Origin of the sequence: Streptosporangium sp. NPDC049376 (assembly GCF_044466505.1) — a bacterium.
GTDB lineage: Bacteria > Actinomycetota > Actinomycetes > Streptosporangiales > Streptosporangiaceae > Streptosporangium.
Window position 1 is genome coordinate 1 of sequence record NZ_JBITMT010000033.1, and the last position, 20928, is coordinate 20928.

The 20928-nt window shown below is 69.5% G+C and carries 18 protein-coding genes; all 18 read left to right on the top strand.

What is annotated here, in order from left to right; translation table 11 throughout:
- Positions 1-442 precede the first annotated feature (442 nt).
- A complete protein-coding gene (locus tag ACIBVQ_RS38730; RefSeq protein ID WP_362784410.1) occupies positions 443-1735 on the top strand; it encodes a folylpolyglutamate synthase/dihydrofolate synthase family protein in 1293 nt (430 codons plus the stop codon).
- Positions 1732-2088 (top strand): DUF4233 domain-containing protein, encoded by a 357-nt coding sequence (locus tag ACIBVQ_RS38735; protein ID WP_352016363.1) that lies wholly within the window; start codon positions 1732-1734, stop codon positions 2086-2088. Before ACIBVQ_RS38730 ends, ACIBVQ_RS38735 begins: the two co-directional genes overlap by 4 nt.
- 11 nt (positions 2089-2099) lie before the next feature.
- A complete protein-coding gene (locus ACIBVQ_RS38740; protein ID WP_399183848.1) occupies positions 2100-3794 on the top strand; it encodes a hypothetical protein in 1695 nt (564 codons plus the stop codon).
- 91 nt (positions 3795-3885) lie between these two features.
- Positions 3886-4296, top strand: a complete 411-nt coding sequence (ndk, locus tag ACIBVQ_RS38745; protein ID WP_399183850.1) for a nucleoside-diphosphate kinase — start codon at positions 3886-3888, stop codon at positions 4294-4296.
- 182 nt (positions 4297-4478) lie between these two features.
- Positions 4479-5510, top strand: coding sequence for a rod shape-determining protein (locus tag ACIBVQ_RS38750; protein ID WP_352016360.1), 1032 nt, complete (start codon positions 4479-4481; stop codon positions 5508-5510).
- Positions 5510-6433, top strand: a complete 924-nt coding sequence (gene mreC / locus ACIBVQ_RS38755) for a rod shape-determining protein MreC (RefSeq protein ID WP_352016359.1) — start codon at positions 5510-5512, stop codon at positions 6431-6433. The genes ACIBVQ_RS38750 and mreC overlap by 1 nt, the downstream gene beginning before the upstream one ends.
- Entirely contained in the window at positions 6423-6950 is a 528-nt protein-coding gene (mreD, locus tag ACIBVQ_RS38760; RefSeq protein WP_386192456.1) for a rod shape-determining protein MreD, read from the top strand. The genes mreC and mreD overlap by 11 nt, the downstream gene beginning before the upstream one ends.
- A 52-nt stretch (positions 6951-7002) precedes the next feature.
- Entirely contained in the window at positions 7003-9081 is a 2079-nt protein-coding gene (gene mrdA / locus ACIBVQ_RS38765; RefSeq protein WP_352016357.1) for a penicillin-binding protein 2, read from the top strand.
- Entirely contained in the window at positions 9078-10241 is a 1164-nt protein-coding gene (gene rodA / locus ACIBVQ_RS38770; protein ID WP_352016356.1) for a rod shape-determining protein RodA, read from the top strand. Before mrdA ends, rodA begins: the two co-directional genes overlap by 4 nt.
- A gap of 114 nt (positions 10242-10355) precedes the next feature.
- Positions 10356-10580, top strand: coding sequence for a hypothetical protein (locus tag ACIBVQ_RS38775; protein WP_184715420.1), 225 nt, complete (start codon positions 10356-10358; stop codon positions 10578-10580).
- Between the two features lie 103 nt (positions 10581-10683).
- Complete coding sequence (locus tag ACIBVQ_RS38780) at positions 10684-12111, top strand: hypothetical protein (protein ID WP_399183854.1); 1428 nt, start codon at positions 10684-10686, stop codon at positions 12109-12111.
- The gene (locus ACIBVQ_RS38785; protein WP_352016354.1) at positions 12108-13004 is read left to right on the top strand and encodes an aminoglycoside phosphotransferase family protein; all 897 of its coding nucleotides are present in this window, start codon (positions 12108-12110) and stop codon (positions 13002-13004) included. Before ACIBVQ_RS38780 ends, ACIBVQ_RS38785 begins: the two co-directional genes overlap by 4 nt.
- 17 nt (positions 13005-13021) lie before the next feature.
- Entirely contained in the window at positions 13022-14932 is a 1911-nt protein-coding gene (locus ACIBVQ_RS38790; RefSeq protein WP_352016353.1) for a TIGR03960 family B12-binding radical SAM protein, read from the top strand.
- Between the two features lie 147 nt (positions 14933-15079).
- Positions 15080-15826: a TIGR03936 family radical SAM-associated protein gene (locus ACIBVQ_RS38795; RefSeq protein WP_399183899.1), complete on the top strand. Its 747-nt coding sequence runs from the start codon at positions 15080-15082 to the stop codon at positions 15824-15826.
- Between the two features lie 97 nt (positions 15827-15923).
- The gene (locus ACIBVQ_RS38800) at positions 15924-18623 is read left to right on the top strand and encodes an Rne/Rng family ribonuclease (protein WP_399183856.1); all 2700 of its coding nucleotides are present in this window, start codon (positions 15924-15926) and stop codon (positions 18621-18623) included.
- 221 nt (positions 18624-18844) lie between these two features.
- Entirely contained in the window at positions 18845-19147 is a 303-nt protein-coding gene (rplU, locus tag ACIBVQ_RS38805) for a 50S ribosomal protein L21 (RefSeq protein ID WP_352016351.1), read from the top strand.
- Between the two features lie 19 nt (positions 19148-19166).
- On the top strand, positions 19167-19424 hold the full coding sequence (rpmA, locus tag ACIBVQ_RS38810; RefSeq protein ID WP_352016350.1) for a 50S ribosomal protein L27: 258 nt from the start codon (positions 19167-19169) through the stop codon (positions 19422-19424).
- A gap of 104 nt (positions 19425-19528) precedes the next feature.
- Positions 19529-20881, top strand: a complete 1353-nt coding sequence (gene obgE / locus ACIBVQ_RS38815) for a GTPase ObgE (RefSeq protein WP_399183859.1) — start codon at positions 19529-19531, stop codon at positions 20879-20881.
- Positions 20882-20928 lie beyond the last annotated feature (47 nt).

The window sequence follows — 20928 nt, forward strand, 5'->3', positions numbered from 1 at the left end:
TGCCCCTTTTTGTTGGTGTCTGGCCCCGGGGTGTGGGTGTTTGAGGGAGGCGGGGGCCGTCCCTTTCTCTGGTGCGGGGTGGCTTCGCGGTCGGGCTGTTTCTTTTCCGGTTCGGCAGCGGCCTTCGGCAGCGGTCTCGGGGGCGGTGTTGTCTGCCGGCGGGATTCCACGGGGCGATCAGGTTGATCCTGTTCGCCCTGGTCGTGGACGGCCCTGGCTGTGGACGATGAGGTCCCGGGTCGGGGGCCGGAGAAGGCCGAAGGGCCGCTCCTCCGGCGGCCGGTGTCCGACGGCCCCCACGGTCGCGGCATCGTGTCGGGAGCGAGCCGTACCTTCTCTGAAGGCGTGGTGAAGGGACGCACAGGCCGTGGGGCAGGGGGAAGAGCGGCTTGTGGGTCAGTAGGCTTGAGGCGTGGAATATCGAGCGGTCGAACAAGCAATCATGGAACGTGGCGTCGAGTGGAACTTCGAACCCACTCTCGACAGGATCGCCGCGCTCATGGACGTGCTCGGTTCCCCTCAAGACGCCTATCCGATCGTGCATGTCGCCGGCACCAACGGTAAGTCGAGCACGACGCGCATGATCGAGACGCTTCTACGTGAGCGCAATCTGCGCGTCGGTCGCTTCACCAGTCCGCACCTGGTGTCCATGCGTGAGCGCATCTCGATCGACGGCCTCCCGCTGAGCGAGGAGCGTTTCACCGAGGTCTATCTGGACATCGAGCCCTACCTCAAGATGATCGACGCTCAGGGACGCAGGCTTTCCTTCTTCGAGACACTCACCGCGATGGCCTTCGCGGCCTTCGCCGATGCTCCCGTGGACGTGGCGGTCATCGAGACGGGTATGGGCGGCAGCTTTGACGCGACCAATGTCGCAGACGGTACGGTCGCCGTCATCACTCCGATCTCCCTGGACCACGTCGACTATCTCGGCCCGGACGTCGCGACGATCGCCGGGGAGAAGGCCGGGATCATCAAGCCGGGGGCGACCGCCGTACTCGCGCAGCAGCAGCTTCCCGCTGCGGAGGTGCTGGTGCGCAGGGCTGTGGAGGCCGGGGCGACGGTGGCCAGGGAGGGGCTGGAGTTCGGCGTGCTCGGCAGGGAGCTGGCGGTCGGCGGGCAGCTGCTCCGCCTCAAGGGGCTCAAAGGGGTCTACGAGGAGGTTCTCCTCCCCCTGTACGGCGCGCACCAGGCGGGCAACGCCGCCTGCGCGCTGGCCGCCGTCGAGGCGCTGACAGGAGGGGAGGAACCCCTCGGCATCGAGCTGGTACGGCAGGCCTTCCTGAACGTCACCTCACCCGGAAGGCTGGAGGTCGTACGGCGGGGCCCGACGGTGCTCGTGGACGCCGCGCACAACCCGGGCGGGGTGCAGGCGACCCTGGAGGCCGTCCACGAGTCCTTCGGCTTCGGCAAGCTCATCGGTGTGGTGGCCATGTTCGCGGACAAGGACGTCCAGGGCATTCTCGAGCTGATGGAGCCCATGATGGACGAAATCGTGGTGACAAGGAACTCCTCGCCGAGGTCCATGGAGCCGGACAGGCTCGCGGCGCTGGCCGGAGAGATCTTCGGAGCCGACCGGGTTCGTCTGGCCGAACGACTCGACGAGGCGATCGACATGGGGATCGGCCTGGCCGACGAGGAGGGAGAGTTCGCCGGTGCCGGTGTGTTGATCACCGGCTCCGTGGTCACGGCCGGAGACGCGAGGTTGCTGCTGAAGGCGGAGGAGGCCACGTGAGCGAGAGGCGGGGCATGTTCACCGTCACGCCGGGTATGCGGCGGCTCTGTGCCAGTGTGCTGGGCATGGAGGCGATCGTCGTCGGCCTTTTCACGCCGGTGGCGATCAACACCCAGGGGGTCGAGCCCGCTTTCGCGGTGACGGTCGGGCTGGGTCTGGCCGTCCTCTGCGTCCTGGTGGTGGGTCTGTTGAAACACCCCTTCGCCTACATCGTGGGAAGCGTGATCCAGGTTCTGGCCATAGCCGCGGGGTTTCTCGTTCCGACCATGTTCTTCCTTGGGGCGATCTTCGCCGCACTGTGGATCACGGCGATATTCGTCGCTCGCCGTGTCGAGGGCGTGACTTCCCGCTAAAGTCGGCCAACATGGCCGTCCCTCCCATGCAGCCGGCCCGGGGGGTGGCCGCCGGGTCCGCTGACCTGGCGCGTCCTCTCCGTGCCTCGCTGATGCTCGACGTCATCCTAGGGCTGCTCGTCGCGGTGACCCTTCCCCTGGCGATCGTCGCCGTTCCCAACACGATCTCGGTGGTCGCGGCACTGCTGCCGCCCGACGTCTCCCAGATCGAGATGGTCAGGGCACACGGGCTCGCCCTACCCGCGATGGTGCTGACCGTGCCGCTCGCCGCACTGTTCTTACGCCGGGTCAGGGCAGTTCCGGTCCTGGTCGCCGGACTGGCGTTGCTGGCGCTCGCGGACGCGGCCGGGGGCTACGCCGGGTCGGCGTCCCTGGTCGGGGTGCTGCGGGCTCTGCACGGTGTCGGAGCCGGGCTGCTGCTTCCCGCCAGTCTTGTGACGGTCTGGGAACGCTCCGCCGTCCTGCGTGCCCTCTGGGCGGGCATGCTGGCGGTGAGCCTCACGGCCGCGCAGGCATTGGCCCTGTGGCCGCTCAACGAGGTCAGGTCCTGGAGGGTCACGCTCCAGCCGTACCCCATGCTGACCGGAGTGGCGTTGGTGCTGGCCGCCGTCTATCTCGTGTTCTGGATAAGGAGCGGTGAAGGTTCCGCGAGTCCCGAGGTCATGCGGGGCGGTCGCCTGCCGGTCGCGGCGGGGTCGGCCGCGGCGGTGGCGACACTGGCCCTGGGCACGACGTTCGACTGGCCGCCGGGCCTGCTCGTTCTCGTCGCGGTGCTGTCGATCATCGGGCTTTTCCTCCTGGCTTCGGCGAGCGGGTTCGGGGAAGGGGCGGGCAGGGCTCCCGCCTACACGATGCTGGTGGTCGGCGTCGTCGTCCTGCCGACCGCGGCGCAGGTCACCAATGTCGAGTTGGGTGGGTTGAGTGGTCCCGGGCTCAGCGGGCTGTGGCCGGCGTTCCTGGTCGCCGGGGTCCTCGGACTGGCCGCGGCCGTCGCGGTGAGCAGACTCGGAGAGTCCACCGCACCGCTGTGCGCCGCGGGTGGCCTGGCCGTCCTGGTCGCCGGGCTGTGCGCGGTCAGGGCGTTGCTGCCCACCGCGGAGGGGCTCGCGCTCCTGTTTCCCTTCGCACTGATCACGGCGGGTGCCGCCGTGGCCCTGACAGCGGTGCTGCGTCCTTCGGGAGTGGGAGTGGCGCTGTTCGCTCTCTCGCTGTTCCTGCCGGGGATCCTGTCCGGCTTCCTGCTGGGGACCGGCGTCCAGCTCACCATGCTGCGGCAGGCGGAGACCCCGCAGGCGATGGTGGACGCGTTCGTCGGGGCGCTGCATCTGTGGGCGCTCGTCGGTGGCGGTCTGGTGGTCGCCACGATCGTGCTCGGCGCCGCGCTGGCCCGCCGTACGGTCGTGGTCCGTGCCGGGGCCGTCGAAGACGAGGCGTCGCAGGAGGGGGCGGTGGGGAACGAGAGGAGCGTTTCGGTCCCGGCGCCCGCGCCGCCGGCCGACTCGGCCCCATCTCCGGTGGGGTCCACGGGCGATGACCGATCCGCCGACGAGGCCGAGGAGGAGGGGCCCGACGGGGCCGTTCCCGAGACCGGTCCCGGGCGAGATCCGGGAGCGGCGGGCGCACCCGAGCCGGGGACGTTGCCGGTCGTGCCGCCGCCGACTCCGTCCCCCGAGGGGGCGCTGGGAGACGGGGTGGACCGCCCATGACGTCGCCGACCACGGGGAACCGGGCCGAGGGCGATAAACTTCGCGCGTTCCTCGCAGTCCGCGAGTCATCCCCGTTCAAAGGAGAACCTCAGTGTCCGAGCGCACTCTTGTCCTGATCAAGCCCGACGGTGTCGCGCGTGGTCTCGTCGGTGACGTGATCGCCCGGATCGAGCGCAAGGGCCTGAAGGTCGCGGCGCTTGAGCTGCGCACCCTGGACGCCGACACCGCCAAGGCCCACTACGCCGAGCACTCGGAGCGGCCGTTCTTCGGCGAGCTGGTCGAGTTCATCACCTCCGGCCCGCTGGTCGCGCTGGTCGCCGAGGGTCCTCGCGCGGTCGAGGCCTTCCGTGCCCTGGCGGGTCTGACCGACCCGGTGAAGTCGGCTCCCGGCACGATCCGTGGTGACCACGCCCTGGAGATCGGTGAGAACGTCGTGCACGGCTCCGACTCTCCCGAGTCCGCCGCCCGCGAGATCAAGCTCTTCTTCCCGGACCGTTTCTAGGTCTCCGGCTTCGCGGAGCCCCGTCGCCTGGGAGGGTGACGGGGCTCCGCGTGTTTGAGACGCTCTAAGATTTTCCCGGATCTGGTGGGCTCATTGCGCTCAGTGGTGGGTACGTCACGTTACGATTCGAGTGCGTTCTGTAGTTTTCGCCGACGACCTGACGGAAGGAGGCCGCCTTCCTCATGAGCAGCAAGCTTGCATTTCTCGGCCGCGACATGGCGGTCGATCTCGGCACCGCCAACACTCTCGTCTACGTGCGGGGCCGCGGTGTGGTTCTCAACGAACCCTCCGTCGTCGCGATAAACACGACCACGGGAAAGATCGTGGCCATCGGCATCGAGGCCAAGCGAATGATCGGCAGGACACCGGGGAACATCATGGCGATCCGCCCCCTCAAGGACGGTGTGATCGCCGACTTCGACGTCACCGAGCGCATGCTCCGTTACTTCATCCAGCGGGTGCACCGGCGCCGTCAGTTCGCCAAGCCGCGCATCATCATCGCGGTGCCGAGCGGGATCACCGGAGTCGAGCAGCGGGCGGTCAAGGAGGCCGGCTACCAGGCGGGGGCCCGGGGGGTCTACATCATCGAGGAGCCGATGGCCGCCGCGATCGGGGCCGGACTTCCGGTGCACGAGCCCACGGGCAACATGGTGGTCGACATCGGCGGCGGGACGACCGAGGTGGCGATCATCTCGATGGGCGGGGTCGTGACCAGCCAGTCGATCAGGATCGGCGGTGACGAGCTGGATCAGGCGATCATCACCTTCGCCAAGAAGGAGTACTCGCTGATGCTCGGTGAGCGGACCGCCGAGGAGATCAAGATGGCCATCGGCTCCGCCTGCGCGCTTCCCGAAGAGGGGCACGCCGAGATCCGGGGTCGTGATCTGGTCACCGGCCTGCCCAAGACGGTCGTCGTCTCCGCGGCCGAGATCCGCAAGGCCACCGAGGAACCGGTGAACGTGATCGTCGACGCGGTCAAGACGACGCTGGACAAGTGCCCGCCGGAGCTCTCCGGAGACCTGATGGACCGTGGGATCGCGCTCACCGGGGGCGGCGCGCTGCTCAAGGGCATGGACGAGCGGCTCAAGGACGAGACGGGCATGCCGATCCACCTGGTGGACAACGCGCTGGACTCCGTCGCGCTCGGTTCGGGTAAGTGCGTCGAGGACTTCGAGGCGCTGCAGCAGGTCCTGGTGTCGGAACCGCGACACTGATGAGGGACACGCGCCGGGCACGGATGAGTCTGGGAGTGCTGCTGGCCGCGGCGCTGGTGCTCATGACCGTCGACCACCGGGCGGGGGCGAACTCCCCGCTCAGCCCGCTCAGAGGAGTTGGCGCCGAGCTGTTCGGCGCCGCGGAGAACTTCGGGGCGGGGCTGGTCCGGCCGGTCGGGCACTTCTTCGAGACGATGGCGGCCGCACCGGACGCGCAGCGCCGCATCGACGTGCTGCGCGCGGAGAACCAGCGACTCAGACGGGACCTGACGGCGCAGGCGCTGGATCGTGGGCACGCGCAGGAGCTGAGCCGTCTGCTCGGTGTCGCGGGGGCCGCCGGATACCGGCTGGTGCCCGCCCAGGTGATCGCCCGGCGTGGCACGCCCGGCTTCGAGGAGGCCGTACAGCTCGACGTGGGCAGCGCCGACGGGGTGCGCTCCGAGATGACCGTGCTGAACGGCGACGGCCTGGTCGGCAGGGTGGTGCAGGTGGGCACCTCGACCTCGACGGTGGTGCTGCTCAGCGACCCGGCCTCCGCGGCGGGGGCGCGCCTTGAGGGGAGCAACGAGATCGGGCTGGTGCACGGGATCGGGCAGAACGGTCGTCTGCTCCGGTTCCGTCTGCTCGACTCCTCGGCGCAGATCGTGCCGGGACGCCGCATCGTGAGCTTCGGCTCCCAGCGGGGCGCGCCGTACGTGGCGGGGGTGCCGATCGGGGTGGTCGAACGTGTGGTGGCGACTCCGGGGGAGCTGACCAGGGTGGCCTACGCGCGGCCGTACGCCGATCTGACGGCGCTGGACGTGGTCGGGGTGGTGGTGCAGGCGCCCCAGCGTGCCCCGCGGGACACCGTGCTGCCGGCTGTGCCACGGGGAAAGGCCCCGCGTGGGGACGGGCCGCGTGAGGAGGCGGAGGGTGAGCCGTGACCTGGGGGCCGTCGCGGTGCTTCTGCTGGCCCTTGTCGTTCAGGTGACGTTCGTGAACCGGATTCCGCTGCCCGGCGGGGCCGCGCCCGACCTGGTGCTGCTCACCGTCGTGGGGTACGCCCTGGTCCGTGGCGCGGCCGCGGGGGCGGTGATGGGGTTCGGCGCAGGGTTCGCCGGTGACGTGCTGCCGCCTGCCGCCCATGTGCTCGGGCAGTACGCGCTGGTGCTGTGCCTGATCGGGTTCGCCGCGGGCAGGGCGGGGGAGAGCCGTCCCGACGCGAGGCTGCCGGTCGCGCTGGCCTGCGCCGCGGCGGGGCCGCCCGCCGTCGCGGTGGTCAGCGTGCTGCTCGGGGAGCCCGGTGCGGGCGGGGACGTGCTGGCCTCTCCGCTGCCCTGGGCGATCGGCTACAACCTGCTGGCGGCGCCTCCGATGGTGTGGTTGGTGATGAGGATCGTCAAGGGGCCGCGCGAGCGGGAGTTGCGGCCGGTCACGCATCTGGTTCGGGGACGTAGATGAGCGGACGGCGAGGCTGGGGCGGGACGCCGGTCCCGGCTCGCGGGAGGCGGGCATGATCAGGACACGGACCAGGCTGGTCGTGATCCAGGTCCTGGTGGCCTCGCTGCTGGCGTTGCTCGCCGTACGGCTGTGGCAGGTGCAGGTGGTGCGCGGGGCCGAGTTCGTCGAGGCGGCGACCGAGACGCGGACCCGTGACGTGGTCGTGCCCGCGGTGCGTGGGCAGATCCTCGACTCGGCGGGGCGTCCGCTGGTACGCAACCGGACCAGGCTCGTGGTCTCCGTCGACCGTACGAGCCTCAACCGGATGGAGGGCAACGGCAGGGAGGTGCTGCAGCGTCTGGCGGCGGTGCTCGACCGTAAGCCGTCGGAGCTGCGCATGCGGATCAGGGCGTGCGGGCCGGGGGTCACCAGGCCGTGCTGGCCGGGCTCGCCGTACCAGCCGATTCCGATCGACGACGACGTCACGACGCGTGAGGCGCTGCAGATCCTGGAGCGGCAGGAGGAGTTCCCCGGGGTGACCGCCGAGGTGCAGGCGGTCAGGGAGTATCCCGGCAACTCGGCGGGGGCGCAGGTGCTCGGCTACCTGCAGCCGATCACACAGGAGGAGATGGAGAGGCGCGACGGGTTCAAGGCGGTCTTCTCCGGGGTCGACCTGGTGGGCCGTGACGGTCTTGAGGCGGTCTACGACAAGGAGCTCCGAGGGGTTCCCGGGCTGAGACGGGTGCAGGTCGACCGGCTCGGCAAGGTGATCGGGGTGGAGCGGCAGGTGCAGCCGACCCCGGGTGACACGCTCATCACCAGCATCGACGCCAGGGTGCAGGCGGTGACGGAGAAGGCGCTGGCGGAGGCGATGAAGTCGGCGCCGTCCGCGGACGGAGCGGCGGGGGTCGTGCTCGACGTGCGGACCGGCAGGGTGGTCGCGCTGGCCAGCGCGCCGACCTACAACCCGGCGGTGTGGACGGGAGGCATCTCGGAACCCGAGTACCAGCGGCTGCTGTCCGGCAAGGCGGGCAGGCCACTGGTGTCCAGGGCGATCAAGGGGGAGTTCGCGCCGGGCTCGACGTTCAAGATCTCCTCGGTCTCCGCGATGCTCAGGGACGGGTATCCGCTGCACGGGCACTATGACTGCCCGGGGTCCTTCATGGTCGGCAGCAGACCGTTCAACAACTTCCACGGCATCGGGATGGGCACCCTGACCCTGCACACGGCGCTGGTGAAGTCCTGCGACACGATCTTCTACCGGGCGGCGTACGAGCAGTGGTTGCGTGACGGGGGGCTGCGGCCCAGGGGCAAGACGAAGGAACCGATGGCGGTGATGGCGCGGGCCTTCGGATTCGGCAGGCCGACGGGGATCGACCTGCCGGGGGAGTCGGCGGGGCGCATCCCCGACCGCGAGTGGAAGAAGCAGCTGTGGGACGCGACCAAGACGGAGAACTGCAGGCGGGCCAAGAGCGGATATCCGGAGGTCGCCAGGTCAAGTCCGTCGCGGGCGGCCTTCCTCAAACAGCTGGCGTACGAGAACTGCCTGGAGGGCTACCAGTGGCGGCCCGGAGACGCGGCCAACTTCTCCATCGGGCAGGGTGACGTGCTGGTGACTCCGTTGCAGCTCGCCGCGGCCTACTCGGCGCTCGTCGGTGACGGCAAGCTACGCAGCCCCCGTATCGGCTGGGCGCTGGTACGGCCGGACGGCACCATGGTCAAGGAGATCAAGGTCCCGGTCGTCGGCAAGCTGCCGCTCTCCCAGGCCGAGCGGTCCTACATCAGGGGGGCGCTCAGCGAGGTCGCCTCGGACGGCACGGCCGCCGGCGCCTTCGGCGGGTTCCCTATGGACAAGGTCAGGGTCGGCGGCAAGACAGGGACCGCCGAGGTGTACGGCAAGAACGACACCTCCTGGTTCGCCTCGTTCGCCCCGGCGCAGAAACCGCGTTTCGTGATCGTCGTGATGGTCTCCCAGGGCGGGATGGGCGGTCAGACCGCGGCTCCGGCCGCGCGGAAGATCTACGAGGGCATCTACGGCATCGCGCCGCAGGACGGTCAGGGCAAGGGGAAGCCGGTGCGCGCGGCGCTGCCCGACCACCGGCCCGCGACCAGGTTGCCGATGATCGAGCGGGACGGGACCGTGGCCCGATGAACCGCACGATGGCCGTGCCGGCCGGTGGCTCCCTCACACGCAGGGCGGTCGCGGCCTCCTCCGCGGTGCGCAGGATGGACGGGGTGCTGCTGGTCGCGGTCGCCGCGCTGACGGTGATCGGGACGTTGCTGGTCTGGTCGTCGACCAGGACCTGGGCGCCCGGCTCGACCGGCCTCGTCAAGAAGCACATTCTCAACGTGGCCATCGGGATCGCGCTGACCAGCGTGGCGGTGATGGTCAACCACAGGTCGCTGCGGGTCTACGCGCCGCTGGTCTACGTCATGAGCCTGGTCGGCCTGGTGTTGGTGATCACGCCGCTCGGCTCGACGGTGAACGGCGCCCACTCGTGGATCATGCTGGGGGGTGGGTTCGCCTTCCAGCCCTCGGAGTTCGCCAAGCTCGGGCTGGTGCTGATGCTCGCCATGCTGCTGGCCAGACCGGTCAGGGGCACCGACAGGCCCCGCACGCTGGACATCGGGCTCTCGCTCGGGGTCGCGGGGTTCACCATGGGGCTGGTGATGCTCCAGCCGGATCTGGGCACCACGATGGTCCTCGGCGTGATCACGGCAGGGGCGCTGGTGATCGGGGGCGTCAGGAAACGGTGGATTCTCGGGCTGGCGTTGCTCGTGGTCTGCGGGGTGGTGGCCGTCTGGTTGCTCGACGTGCTTGAGCCGTACCAGATCGCGCGGTTCACCGCTTTTCTGAACCCCGCGAGCGATCCGCGGGGGGTCGGCTACAACAGCACCCAGTCGCTCATCGCGATCGGGTCGGGGGGACTCTTCGGCAAGGGGTTGTTCGAGGGGGGTCAGACGACGGGGCGGTTCGTGCCGGAGCAGCACACCGACTTCATCTTCACCGTCGCCGGGGAGGAGTTCGGCTTCCTCGGGTCGGTCGCCGTGGTGGCGTTGATCGGGGTGATCCTGCTGCGCGGCATGAGGATCGCGCGGTTGTGCGACGACCGGTTCGGGACGCTGGTGGCGGGGGTGATCGTCTGCTGGCTCGCCTTCCAGGCCTTCGTCAACATCGGGATGACGATTGGAATCATGCCGATTACAGGTCTTCCGCTGCCGTTTGTCTCGTATGGTGGTACTGCGACCTTCGCCAATATGATCGCCATAGGCCTGCTCCAGGCCATCCACATTCGCGAGCAACCATTCTGAATCGGCGAACATGAGAGCCGTCCGCATGTTCGCACCCCTGGATTCTCACTGGATTTCCGTGCGTCAAGCGAACATTCTGGGAACGATGACGGAACTCGCGATGACGGAGGGGCCGTGACATCGGAGCTCGCCGAGCGGCAACGGGCACTGGAACTGCTACGTACCGCGTTCCCCGATTATCGGATCGTGTTCAGCAAGGGTCGCTGGGCCGCTGTTTCGGCCGGGAACCCACCTGCGGTATGGTTCGCCGAAACTCCGAGCAGCCTGTGCGGGCAGCTGTTCCAGGCTCAGCTGCGCAACGGTGGGACGGTGGTTCCCTTCGGCGGTAACGGTTCATGAGGGAGAAACTCCCCTTAACCGGCGAAATGCTCTCAGGTCCACCCGATGTCGATCAGACCACTAGCGTGGGGGCGACCCCATCGGGAAAGGGCCGAAAAAGCCTATGACCCAGAGTTCGAGGGGCGGAGACCGTGCCGCCCTCGCCTGCGCCACCATCATCCGCAACCGTACGCTCGCCGCTCTGCCGGGACCGCCGTCCGCGGCCGTCATACAGCAGATGGTCGAGGAGATCCACAGTTGCTGCCCGCAGCAGAGCCTGTTCAAATGCCGCAGGCTCGCCCACGGGTGGACCGTCGAGGAGGCCATAGAGCACTTCCACGCCCTGTGCGACAGGGAGGGCATCAAGCGACGAGGCCTGACCGAGCGTTCGTGGCGGGAGTGGGAGGCGGGCGCGCGACCCGACCGTGACTACACCGATCTGCTGTGCAGGCTCTTCGAGACCGGCCCCGTCCAGCTCGGCTTCGCCAACGACTACACACCTGAGGGGCTTCGGGCCGTGCCGTCGGCGCCGCCCGCCTTCGACATGATCACGGTCGCGGCCGACGAGGCCGGTGCGCACGCGGAGGAGGCGGAGGCGAGCGAGTTGGGCACGGGTGCGCTGGAACGGCTGCGGACACAGGTCATCTGGGTCGGCAAGCGCTACGTCGCCGAGGCGCCGCTGCCGCTGTTCGTCGAGATGCGCGAGTTGCAGGAGCGCACCAGGAAGGCGCTGGACAAGCGCATCCACCCCGGGCAGGCCAGGGAGCTGTACTTCCTCACCGGCGCGCTGTGCGGGCTGATGGCCAACGTCAGCATGGACATGGACCGCCGTATCCCCGCCGACACCCTCGCCCGGGCCGCGTGGACCTACGGCAAGGTGGCCGGGCACATCGCGCTCATGGGCTGGGCGCGTGGCATGCAGTCCTCCGTCGCGCTGTGGGACAGACGCTACGGCGACGCCGCCAGATACGCCGAGGAGGGCCTGAGCTACCTGCGTGCGGGGTCGGGCGCGGCCCGCCTGCACATGCTGTGCGCCCGCTCCTACGCCATGCTCGGCCGCAGGAGGGAGGCCGCCGACCAGCTGCGCAGGGCCGAGGACGCCAGGGCGGCGGGCTCCGACGAGCTGCACGACGAGATCGGCGGGGAGTTCGCCTTCCGCCCGGCCAAGGAGCGCTACTACGCGGCGGTCACCCACCTGCACCTCGACGCGCCCGCCTCGGCCATCGAGGCGGCCCGCGAGTCGCTGGCGCTGTACGCCGCGGGGGAGCCGGAGAACCGCTCCTACGGATGTGAGTCCATGGCCAGCGCGCACCTGACGGTCGCCCACATCATGGAGGGCGACGCCGCGGGAGCCGAACAGGCGATGGAGCCGATTCTCGCGCTCGCGCCGGACAGACGCATCAGCAGCCTGGGCGCGACCCTCAGCACAGGTCGTGAGCTGCTGGCATCCCGGCCCGGCGGGCAGCAGCTGGCCAGGCAGATCGAGAGTTTCTGCGCGGTGGGTCTGCCCCAGCGGGCCCGCCACGCCATTTCAGACAGGAGTGGACGATGACGATTGCCGCGGAGGGCTCGCTCCTCACCAGGGCAGCCATGGCACTCAACGAGGCATGCCGGAAGGCCGATCTGGACGCGGACGGGGTCACGCTGCTGCGTGACTTCGCCAACACCGTCTACCACCTGCCAGCCGAGCGCGTCGTCGTACGGCTGGCGCAGGCGAACACCCCCGGGAAGTTCGACCGCCTGGTGACCTCGGTGAAGGTCACGCGCTGGCTGGTCGAACAGGGCTTCCCCACGATCAGGCCGCTTGAGATCAAGCAGCCGATCGTCGCCGAGGGGTTCCTGGCCACCTTCTGGCACCACGAGGAGCACATCGGCCCCCCGCCGGACCCGGCTCAGCTCGGGCCGCTGCTGCGGCGGCTGCACGACCTTCCGCCGGTGCCGTTCGAACTGCCGACCCACGACCCGTTCGGCACCGTGCGCAGGTCGATCCTGGCCGGTCTCGCCCTCGGGGAGGCCGACCGCGCCTGGCTCCTGGAACGTTGCGAGGCGCTGGCCGAGACCTACTACGAGCGGCTTGAGTTCGCGCTGCCGTACGGGCTGGTGCACGGGGACGCCCATCGGGGGAACATGATCCGCACCCGTGACGGGTTCCTGCTGTGCGACTGGGACGGGGTGTGCGCCGGGCCGAGGGAGATCGACCTGATTCCCACGCTCGCGGGCGTGCGCTTCGGGCTGACCGAGCGCCAGCGGAGCAATTTCAGCCAGGCCTACGGCTACGACGCGACCAGGTGGGAGGGGTATCCGGTGCTGCGCGACATGCGCGAGCTGCAGACCCTCACCGCCGTGCTGCGCAACGCGCACCGCGACGAGACCGCCTTCGCCGAGCTTCGGCACCGCCTCGACTCGCTGAGGGCGGGCGACGATCGCCAGTGGCACCCTTTCTAGGCGGATAGTCTTGGCCTATGCCTGTCGAGTCGTTGTTTCCCCGCCTGGAAGCGCTCCTGCCCAGGGTGCAGAAGCCGATCCAGTACGTCGGAGGTGAGCTCAACTCGACCGTCAAAAGCTGGGACGAGGCGACGGTCCGCTGGGCTCTGATGTATCCGGACGCCTACGAGGTGGGCCTGCCCAACCAAGGCGTGCAGATCCTCTACGAGATCCTCAACGAGATGCCGGAGACCCTGGCCGAGCGGACCTACGCGGTCTGGCCCGACCTGGAGGCGCTCATGCGGGCCGAGGGGGTGCCCCAGTTCACCGTCGACGCGCACCGCCCCGTGCGGGCGTTCGACGTGTTCGGGATCTCCTTCTCCACCGAGCTCGGCTACACCAACATGCTCACCGCGCTCGACCTCGCCGGCATCCCGCTCGACGCCGCCGACCGGGGCGAGGACGACCCGATCGTCCTCGCCGGAGGTCACGCGGCCTTCAACCCCGAGCCGATCGCCGACTTCATCGACGCCGCGGTGCTCGGGGACGGCGAGCAGGTCGCCATCGCGATCACCGAGGTGATCCGCGAGTGGAAGGCCGAGGGCTCGCCCGGCGGGCGCGACGAGCTGCTCATGCGCCTGGCCGAGTCCGGCGGGGTCTACGTGCCCCGCTTCTACGACGTCGAATACCACCCCGACGGCAGGATCCAGCGGGTGGCGCCGAACCGCTCGGGCGTGCCCTGGCGCATCCACAAGCACACGGTCATGGACCTCGACGAGTGGCCCTATCCGAAGAAGCCGCTGGTCCCGCTGGCCGAGACCGTGCACGAGCGGTTCAGCGTCGAGATCTTCCGCGGCTGCACACGCGGCTGCCGCTTCTGCCAGGCAGGGATGATCACCCGCCCGGTCAGGGAGCGTTCGATCACCACGATCGGCGACATGGTCGAGGCCGGGATCAAGGCCTCGGGCTTCAACGAGGTCGGCCTGCTCTCACTGTCGTCGGCCGACCACTCCGAGATCGGCGAGGTCGCCAAGGGACTGGCCGACCGCTACGAGGGCACCAACACCTCGCTGTCGCTGCCCTCGACCCGGGTCGACGCCTTCAACATCGACCTGGCCAACGAGTTCTCCCGCAACGGCCGCCGTTCCGGCCTGACGTTCGCCCCCGAGGGCGGATCGGAGCGGATGCGCAAGGTGATCAACAAGATGGTCACCGAGGAAGACCTGATCAGGACCGTCACCACGGCCTACAGCCAGGGCTGGCGGCAGGTGAAGCTCTACTTCATGTGCGGCCTGCCGACCGAGGAGGACATCGACGTCCTGGGCATCGCCGACCTGGCCAGAAAGGTCATCAAGGCCGGTCGCGAGGCCACCGGGTCGCGTGACGTGCGCTGCACGGTCTCCATCGGCGGGTTCGTGCCCAAGCCGCACACCCCCTTCCAGTGGGCGGCCCAGGCCTCCCACGAGGTGGTCGACCACAGGCTCAAGGCGTTGAAGGACGCCCTGCGCGGCGACAAGGAGTACGGCCGCGCCATCGGCATGCGCTACCACGACGGCAAACCCTCGATCGTCGAGGGGCTGCTGTCCCGAGGCGACCGCAGGGTCGGTGAGGTCATCCGCGCGGTGTGGCAGGACGGCGGCCGGTTCGACGGCTGGAGCGAGCACTTCTCCTACCAGCGCTGGATGGACGCCGCCACCAAGGTCGGCATCGACGTCGACTGGTACACCACGCGGGAGCGCGAGGAGAACGAGGTGCTCCCCTGGGACCACCTCGACGCGGGCCTCGACCGCGAATGGCTCTGGCAGGACTGGCAGGACGCCGTCAACGACGTCGAGGTCGAGGACTGCCGCTGGAGCCCGTGTTACGACTGCGGCGTGTGCCCGACCATGGGCACCGAGATCCAGATCGGGCCCACGGGGAAGAAGCTGCTGCCACTGACGGTTGTCTGAGATAGGCCGTGCGTGAGCACGGCCCGCTGACAAAGGCGACCATCACGACTTGGGAAGGACGAAACCACTCTGAAACCCGTTCCCGATGGGCCGGCGCCCGCGCCGGTCGCGCAGCGTCTACGCGTCCGATACGCCAAGCGCGGCCGTCTGCGCTTCACCAGTCACCGTGACATCTCCCGGGCGGTGGAACGTGCCGTCCGCCGCGCCGACGTGCCGGTGGCGTTCAGCGCGGGCTTCTCACCCCACCCCAGGATCTCCTACGTGGGCGCCGCCGCGCCGACCGGAGTCGCGAGCGAGGCCGAATACCTTGAGATCGCCGTGACCCGGCGATGCGACCCCGACCGGCTGCGCGCCGCCCTGGACGACTCGCTCCCGCCGGGCCTCGACGTGCTGGCGGTCGTCGAGGCGGCCGGGGAGAACCTGTCCGACCGGCTCGAATGCTCCGCGTGGGAGGTACGGCTGCCGCAGGCGGATGCCGCCCTCGCGGCCGTCGCGGTCGAGGAGTTCAAGGCCGCCGAGCGCGTCGAGGTCGAGCGCCTGACGAAGAAGGGGCTGCGCCGCTTCGACGCCCGGGAGGCGGTGCTGGGTCTTGAGACCCGTGAGGCAACTGAGGGAATTGGGACAACAGCAGGTCAGGGGTCCAGTCAGCCATGTGTCATACTTCGCATGGTTGTACGGCACGCTACTCCTGCCGTTCGACCCGACGACGTTCTTACCGGACTGCGTCTTGTGGCTGGCTTCGCGCCGCCGGTGCCCCCCGAGGTGACCAGGCTGGCGCAGGGACCGCTCGACGTGATGACCGGTGAGCCCGCCGATCCCTTCGGCCTGGACCGCGACACCACGCGCGGCGGCGAAACGGAACCGGTGGGCGGGCACGTCGGCGGCGACCTATAGGACTTGGCGCCGGACCCGCGGGCCCGGCGTACAGCGAGAGACGAGAGCTCCCGCGCGGCGCGGAGACGCGCCCGGGAGCTGACGGGAGAACGCCCGCATGCTCGACAACGAGCCCGGAACCGGGGCCACAGGCCCTGGCGGGGACACAGAGGAACAGCCGAAGCAGGCACCGCGCAGGCGGGCCGCGAGCAGGCCGGCGGGCCCTCCGCCGGAGGAGCCGGAGACCGCCCCGCCGGTGGTCGTGGTCACCAGACCCGAACCGGAGCCCGAGCCCGTAGGGGAGCCGGTCGCCACGGCGACGCCTGAGGTGACGGCGCCCGAGCCGGCTCAGGAGGAGGCGCCCAAGCGCGCCACCAGACGAAGGACGACCGCGGCGACGGGTACGACCACGCGGCGGAGCCGTACGAAGAAGACGGCCGAGGAGACGGCGGAGCCGGTCGCCGCGGCTGAGGAGAGCGCCCAGGAACCGGCGCAGGAGGCTCCCGCGCCCGCCAGGCGCAGCCGTACGCGGAAGAAGGCCGTCCAGGAGGAGACGCTCCCCGAGCCGGTCGCCGAGTCGGTTCCGGCTGAGGAGGCCGAGGAGGTCGCCGAGGGGCTCCTGCTCGCGATGCCCGCCGACGAGCCGCTGGACGACGAGCCCGCGGGCGAGGACGTCGCCGAGGAGCGTCCCGGTCTGTTCGCCGACCCGTTCGGCCTGGCCGCACAGGAACGTTTCGAGGTTCCCACCGTCACCTTCCAGGCGCCCGCCGCGGTGTTCCAGCCGCTGTTCCAGGCGCCCGACCCCTACCGTGCGGAACCGCCCGCCCGCCCCGCCGCGCCGCAGCCGCCCGAGCCGCCGCAGTCTGAGCCCGAGGCCGTGGAGGATGAGGCGGAGGGCGCCGAGGAGCCCGAGGACGACGACTCGGAGGGGGACGAGTTCGAGGGCAGCCGTCGCCGCCGCCGCCGCAGGGGCGGCCGCGGCCGGGGCAAGACGCGTGAGCTCGACGAGGCCGACGAGGACGACTCCGAGCAGCGGCAGCCGCAGGAGGAGGAGACCTCCGCAGAGGCCGTCCAGGAGGAGGAGCAGGACAGCGGCGGCACCTCCCGCCGTCGCCGCCGTCGCCGCCGCAGGGGCGCCGACGACGCGGGTGAGCTCAACGACGACCCGCCGAACACGGTCGTGCGCATCCGCGCGCCCAGGGCCGGTCGCAGCACCTCCGCCGACGAGGTGCAGAGTGTGCGCGGCTCGACCCGCCTGGAGGCCAAGAAGCAGCGCCGCAGGGAGGGCAGGGAACTCGGCAGGCGGCGTCCGCCGATCATCACCGAGTCGGAGTTCCTGGCCCGCAGGGAGTCGGTCGAGCGCGTCATGGTCGTGCGCCGCACCGGTGGCCGTACCCAGATCGCGGTCCTTGAGGACGGCGTGCTGGTCGAGCACTACGTCAACCGTGAGGCGAGCCAGTCCTACGTGGGCAACGTCTACCTCGGCAAGGTGCAGAACGTCCTGCCCAGCATGGAGGCGGCCTTCGTCGACATCGGCAAGGGCCGTAACGCGGTGCTCTACGCCGGTGAGGTCAACTTCGACACCGTGGGCCTGGAGGGCCAGCCGAAGCGGATCGAGGTGGCGCTGAAGTCGGGCCAGTCGGTGCTGGTGCAGGTCACCAAGGACCCCATCGGGCACAAGGGCGCGCGGCTCACCTCACAGATCAGCCTTCCCGGCCGTTACCTGGTCTACGTGCCCGACGGCTCGATGACCGGTATCAGCCGCAAGCTCCCCGACAAGGAGCGCACCCGGCTCAAGGGCATCCTGAAGAAGGTGATGCCGGAGAACGCGGGCGTCATCGTCCGCACCGCCGCCGAGGGGGCCTCCGAGGAGGAGCTCGGCCGCGACGTGGCCAGGCTGTCGGCCCAGTGGGAGAACATCCAGCGCAAGGCCAAGTCGGCCAGCGCGCCCGAGTTGCTGTCGTCCGAGCCCGACCTGACGGTCCGGGTGGTCCGCGACGTGTTCAACGAGGACTTCACCTCACTGGTCGTCGCGGGTGACGACGTGTGGGAGACGGTCGACGAGTACGTCCACTACGTGGCGCCGCACCTGGCCGACCGGCTCGTCAGGTGGCAGGAGCAGGGCGACGTCTTCGCGGCCTACCGGATCGACGAGCAGATCGCCAAGGCGATGGAGCGCAAGGTCTGGCTGCCCAGCGGTGGCTCGCTGGTGATCGACAGGACCGAGGCCATGACGGTCGTCGACGTCAACACCGGCAAGTTCACCGGCCAGGGCGGCAACCTTGAGGAGACCGTCACCCGCAACAACCTGGAGGCGGCCGAGGAGATCGTCCGTCAGCTCAGGCTGCGGGACATCGGCGGCATCATCGTCATCGACTTCATCGACATGGTGCTGGAGAACAACCGGGACCTGGTGCTGCGGCGCCTGCTTGAGTGCCTGGCCCGCGACCGGACCAAGCACCAGGTGGCGGAGGTCACCTCGCTCGGCCTGGTCCAGATGACCCGTAAGCGGGTCGGGCAGGGGCTGCTCGAGGCCTTCTCGACCGTCTGTGAGTGCTGCAACGGCCGTGGCCTGCACGTCTCGACCGAGCCGGTGGAGAGCAAGCCCGAGCCGCGTGGCACCCAGGGCAAGATGGCCGTGGAGAAGGCCGTCGCGGAGAAGCTCGTCAAGGACGGCCACGCCGTCGCGGCCAGCGAGGTGTCCGGCCGTGATACGGTGACCGATGCGCTTGATGACGTCCGAGGTGAGGACGCGCAAGCCGTACAGGCTTCGGGCCGGGGGCGGCGACGCTCCCGTAAGGCCAAGACGGCCGACTAGACCCGTTCCACAGGATTTCCACGAGGGACGGGCCTGGCCCGGCCTACCGACGTTCCGCCCGGTTCGACCAGGAGACCGGTAATCCGGTACCCTGGTGAACCGGTGCGCTCATGGCGTGCCCTGTTCGCGCGCCTACCTGGTTCGTCGGTCACAATCAATGCCCACGGCCGGATGCGGGGCGCAGCATCCAGCGAGCAAACAGTCAGAAGAAGGGTTCCGCGGTGTACGCGATCGTTCGTTGCGGCGGCAGGCAGCAGAAGGTCTCCGTCGGTGACGTCCTTGAGGTGGACAAGGTCGCCGGCGAGGTCGGTTCCACGGTTTCGCTGCCGACGGTGCTCGTCGTCAACGATGGCGATGTGACCACCGAGGCGGGCAAGTTCACCGTCGCCGCCGAGATCCTCGGCGAGACCAAGGGTCCGAAGATCCGGATTCTCAAGTACAAGAACAAGTCCGGCTACAAGAAGCGCCAGGGTCACCGCCAGCGTTACACGCAGGTGAAGATCACCGGCATCAACCAGGCCTGAGTTTCGGGAGTTTTGCGAGATGGCACACAAGAAGGGCGCGTCGTCCACTCGGAACGGCCGTGACTCCAACGCCCAGCGGCTCGGTGTGAAGCGCTTCGGCGGCCAGCTGGTCAACGCCGGTGAGATCATCGTTCGCCAGCGTGGCACCCACTTCCACCCCGGCGACAACGTCGGCCGTGGTGGCGACGACACGCTGTTCGCGCTGGCCGCGGGTCACGTGAAGTTCGGCGTCAAGCGCGGTCGCCGCGCAGTGAGCATCGTCCCGGTCGCGGAGTAGATCCGCACCGACAGACGTCAACGGCAGGGGTGGATCGCATAGGCGGTCCACCCCTGTTCGCGTTTTAAAACGGGTATTTCCGCATATGGGGGTAGGGAGCAGGCATGCCGGACTTTGTGGACCAAGTGGTCCTGCACATCAAGGCCGGTGACGGGGGACATGGCTGCGCCTCTGTCCATCGGGAGAAGTTCAAGCCGCTCGGTGGCCCCGACGGAGGCAACGGAGGCCGCGGCGGCGACGTGATCCTTGAGGTCGACGCCAACACCGCGACGCTGCTGGACTACCACCGCCGCCCGCACCGCAAGGCGGCCAACGGCAAGCAGGGCCAGGGGTCCAACCGTGACGGGGCGAACGGCGACGACGTCGTGCTGCCCGTCCCCGACGGCACCGTCGTCAGGAACGCGACGACCGGCGAGGTCCTGGTCGACATGATCGGCGCCGGCACCCGCTACGTGATCGCCGAGGGCGGCCACGGCGGGCTCGGCAACGCCGCCCTGGCCTCGACCAAGCGCAAGGCCCCCGGTTTCGCGCTGCTCGGCGAGGCCGGCGACGAGCTCGACGTGATGCTGGAGATGAAGAGCGTCGCCGACGTCGCCCTCGTCGGCTTCCCCAGCGCGGGCAAGTCCTCGCTCATCGCCGCCCTCTCCGCGGCCCGACCCAAGATCGCCGACTACCCGTTCACCACGCTGATCCCCAACCTCGGCGTGGTCACCGCGGGCGACACGATCTTCACCGTGGCCGACGTGCCCGGCCTGATCCCGGGGGCGTCCGAGGGCAAGGGGCTGGGGCACGAGTTCCTGCGGCACGTCGAACGCTGCAACACCCTCGTGCACGTGATCGACTGCGCGACCATGGAGCCGGACCGCGACCCGATCAGCGACTACGAGGCGATCGAGGCGGAGCTGAGGGCGTACGGCAAGCTGGAGGACCGGCCACGTCTGGCCGTGCTCAACAAGGCCGACGTCCCCGACGCCCGCGAGCTGGCCGACATCGTCAGGCCGATGCTTGAGGAGCGGGGCATGCGGGTCTTCACGATCTCCGCGGCCACCCACGAGGGCCTCAAGGAGCTGACCTACGCGATGGGCGAGATGGTCGACGCCGCGCGGAAGGCCGCGCCGGTGGTCGAGCCGACCCGCCTGGTCCTCAAGCCCAAGCAGCTCGGCGACACGGGTTTCACGGTGCGCCGGGTCGACGACAACACCTTCCAGGTCACCGGGGCGAAGCCGGAGCGGTGGATCCGCCAGACCGACTTCACCAACGACGAGGCCGTCGGTTACCTGGCCGACCGTCTCGAACGGCTCGGGGTCGAGGAGGAGCTCACCAAGGCCGGTGCGAAGGCGGGTGCCGAGGTGATCATCGGCTCCATGGAGAGCGGCTACATCTTCGACTGGCAGCCGACCCTCAACGCCGAGGCCGTGCACCAGGGGCCGCGCGGTACGGACAACAGGCTCGGATAGCCTGCTGTCCAGCGGTGATCTCCGCGGCCCCTCCGACTCCGGGAAAG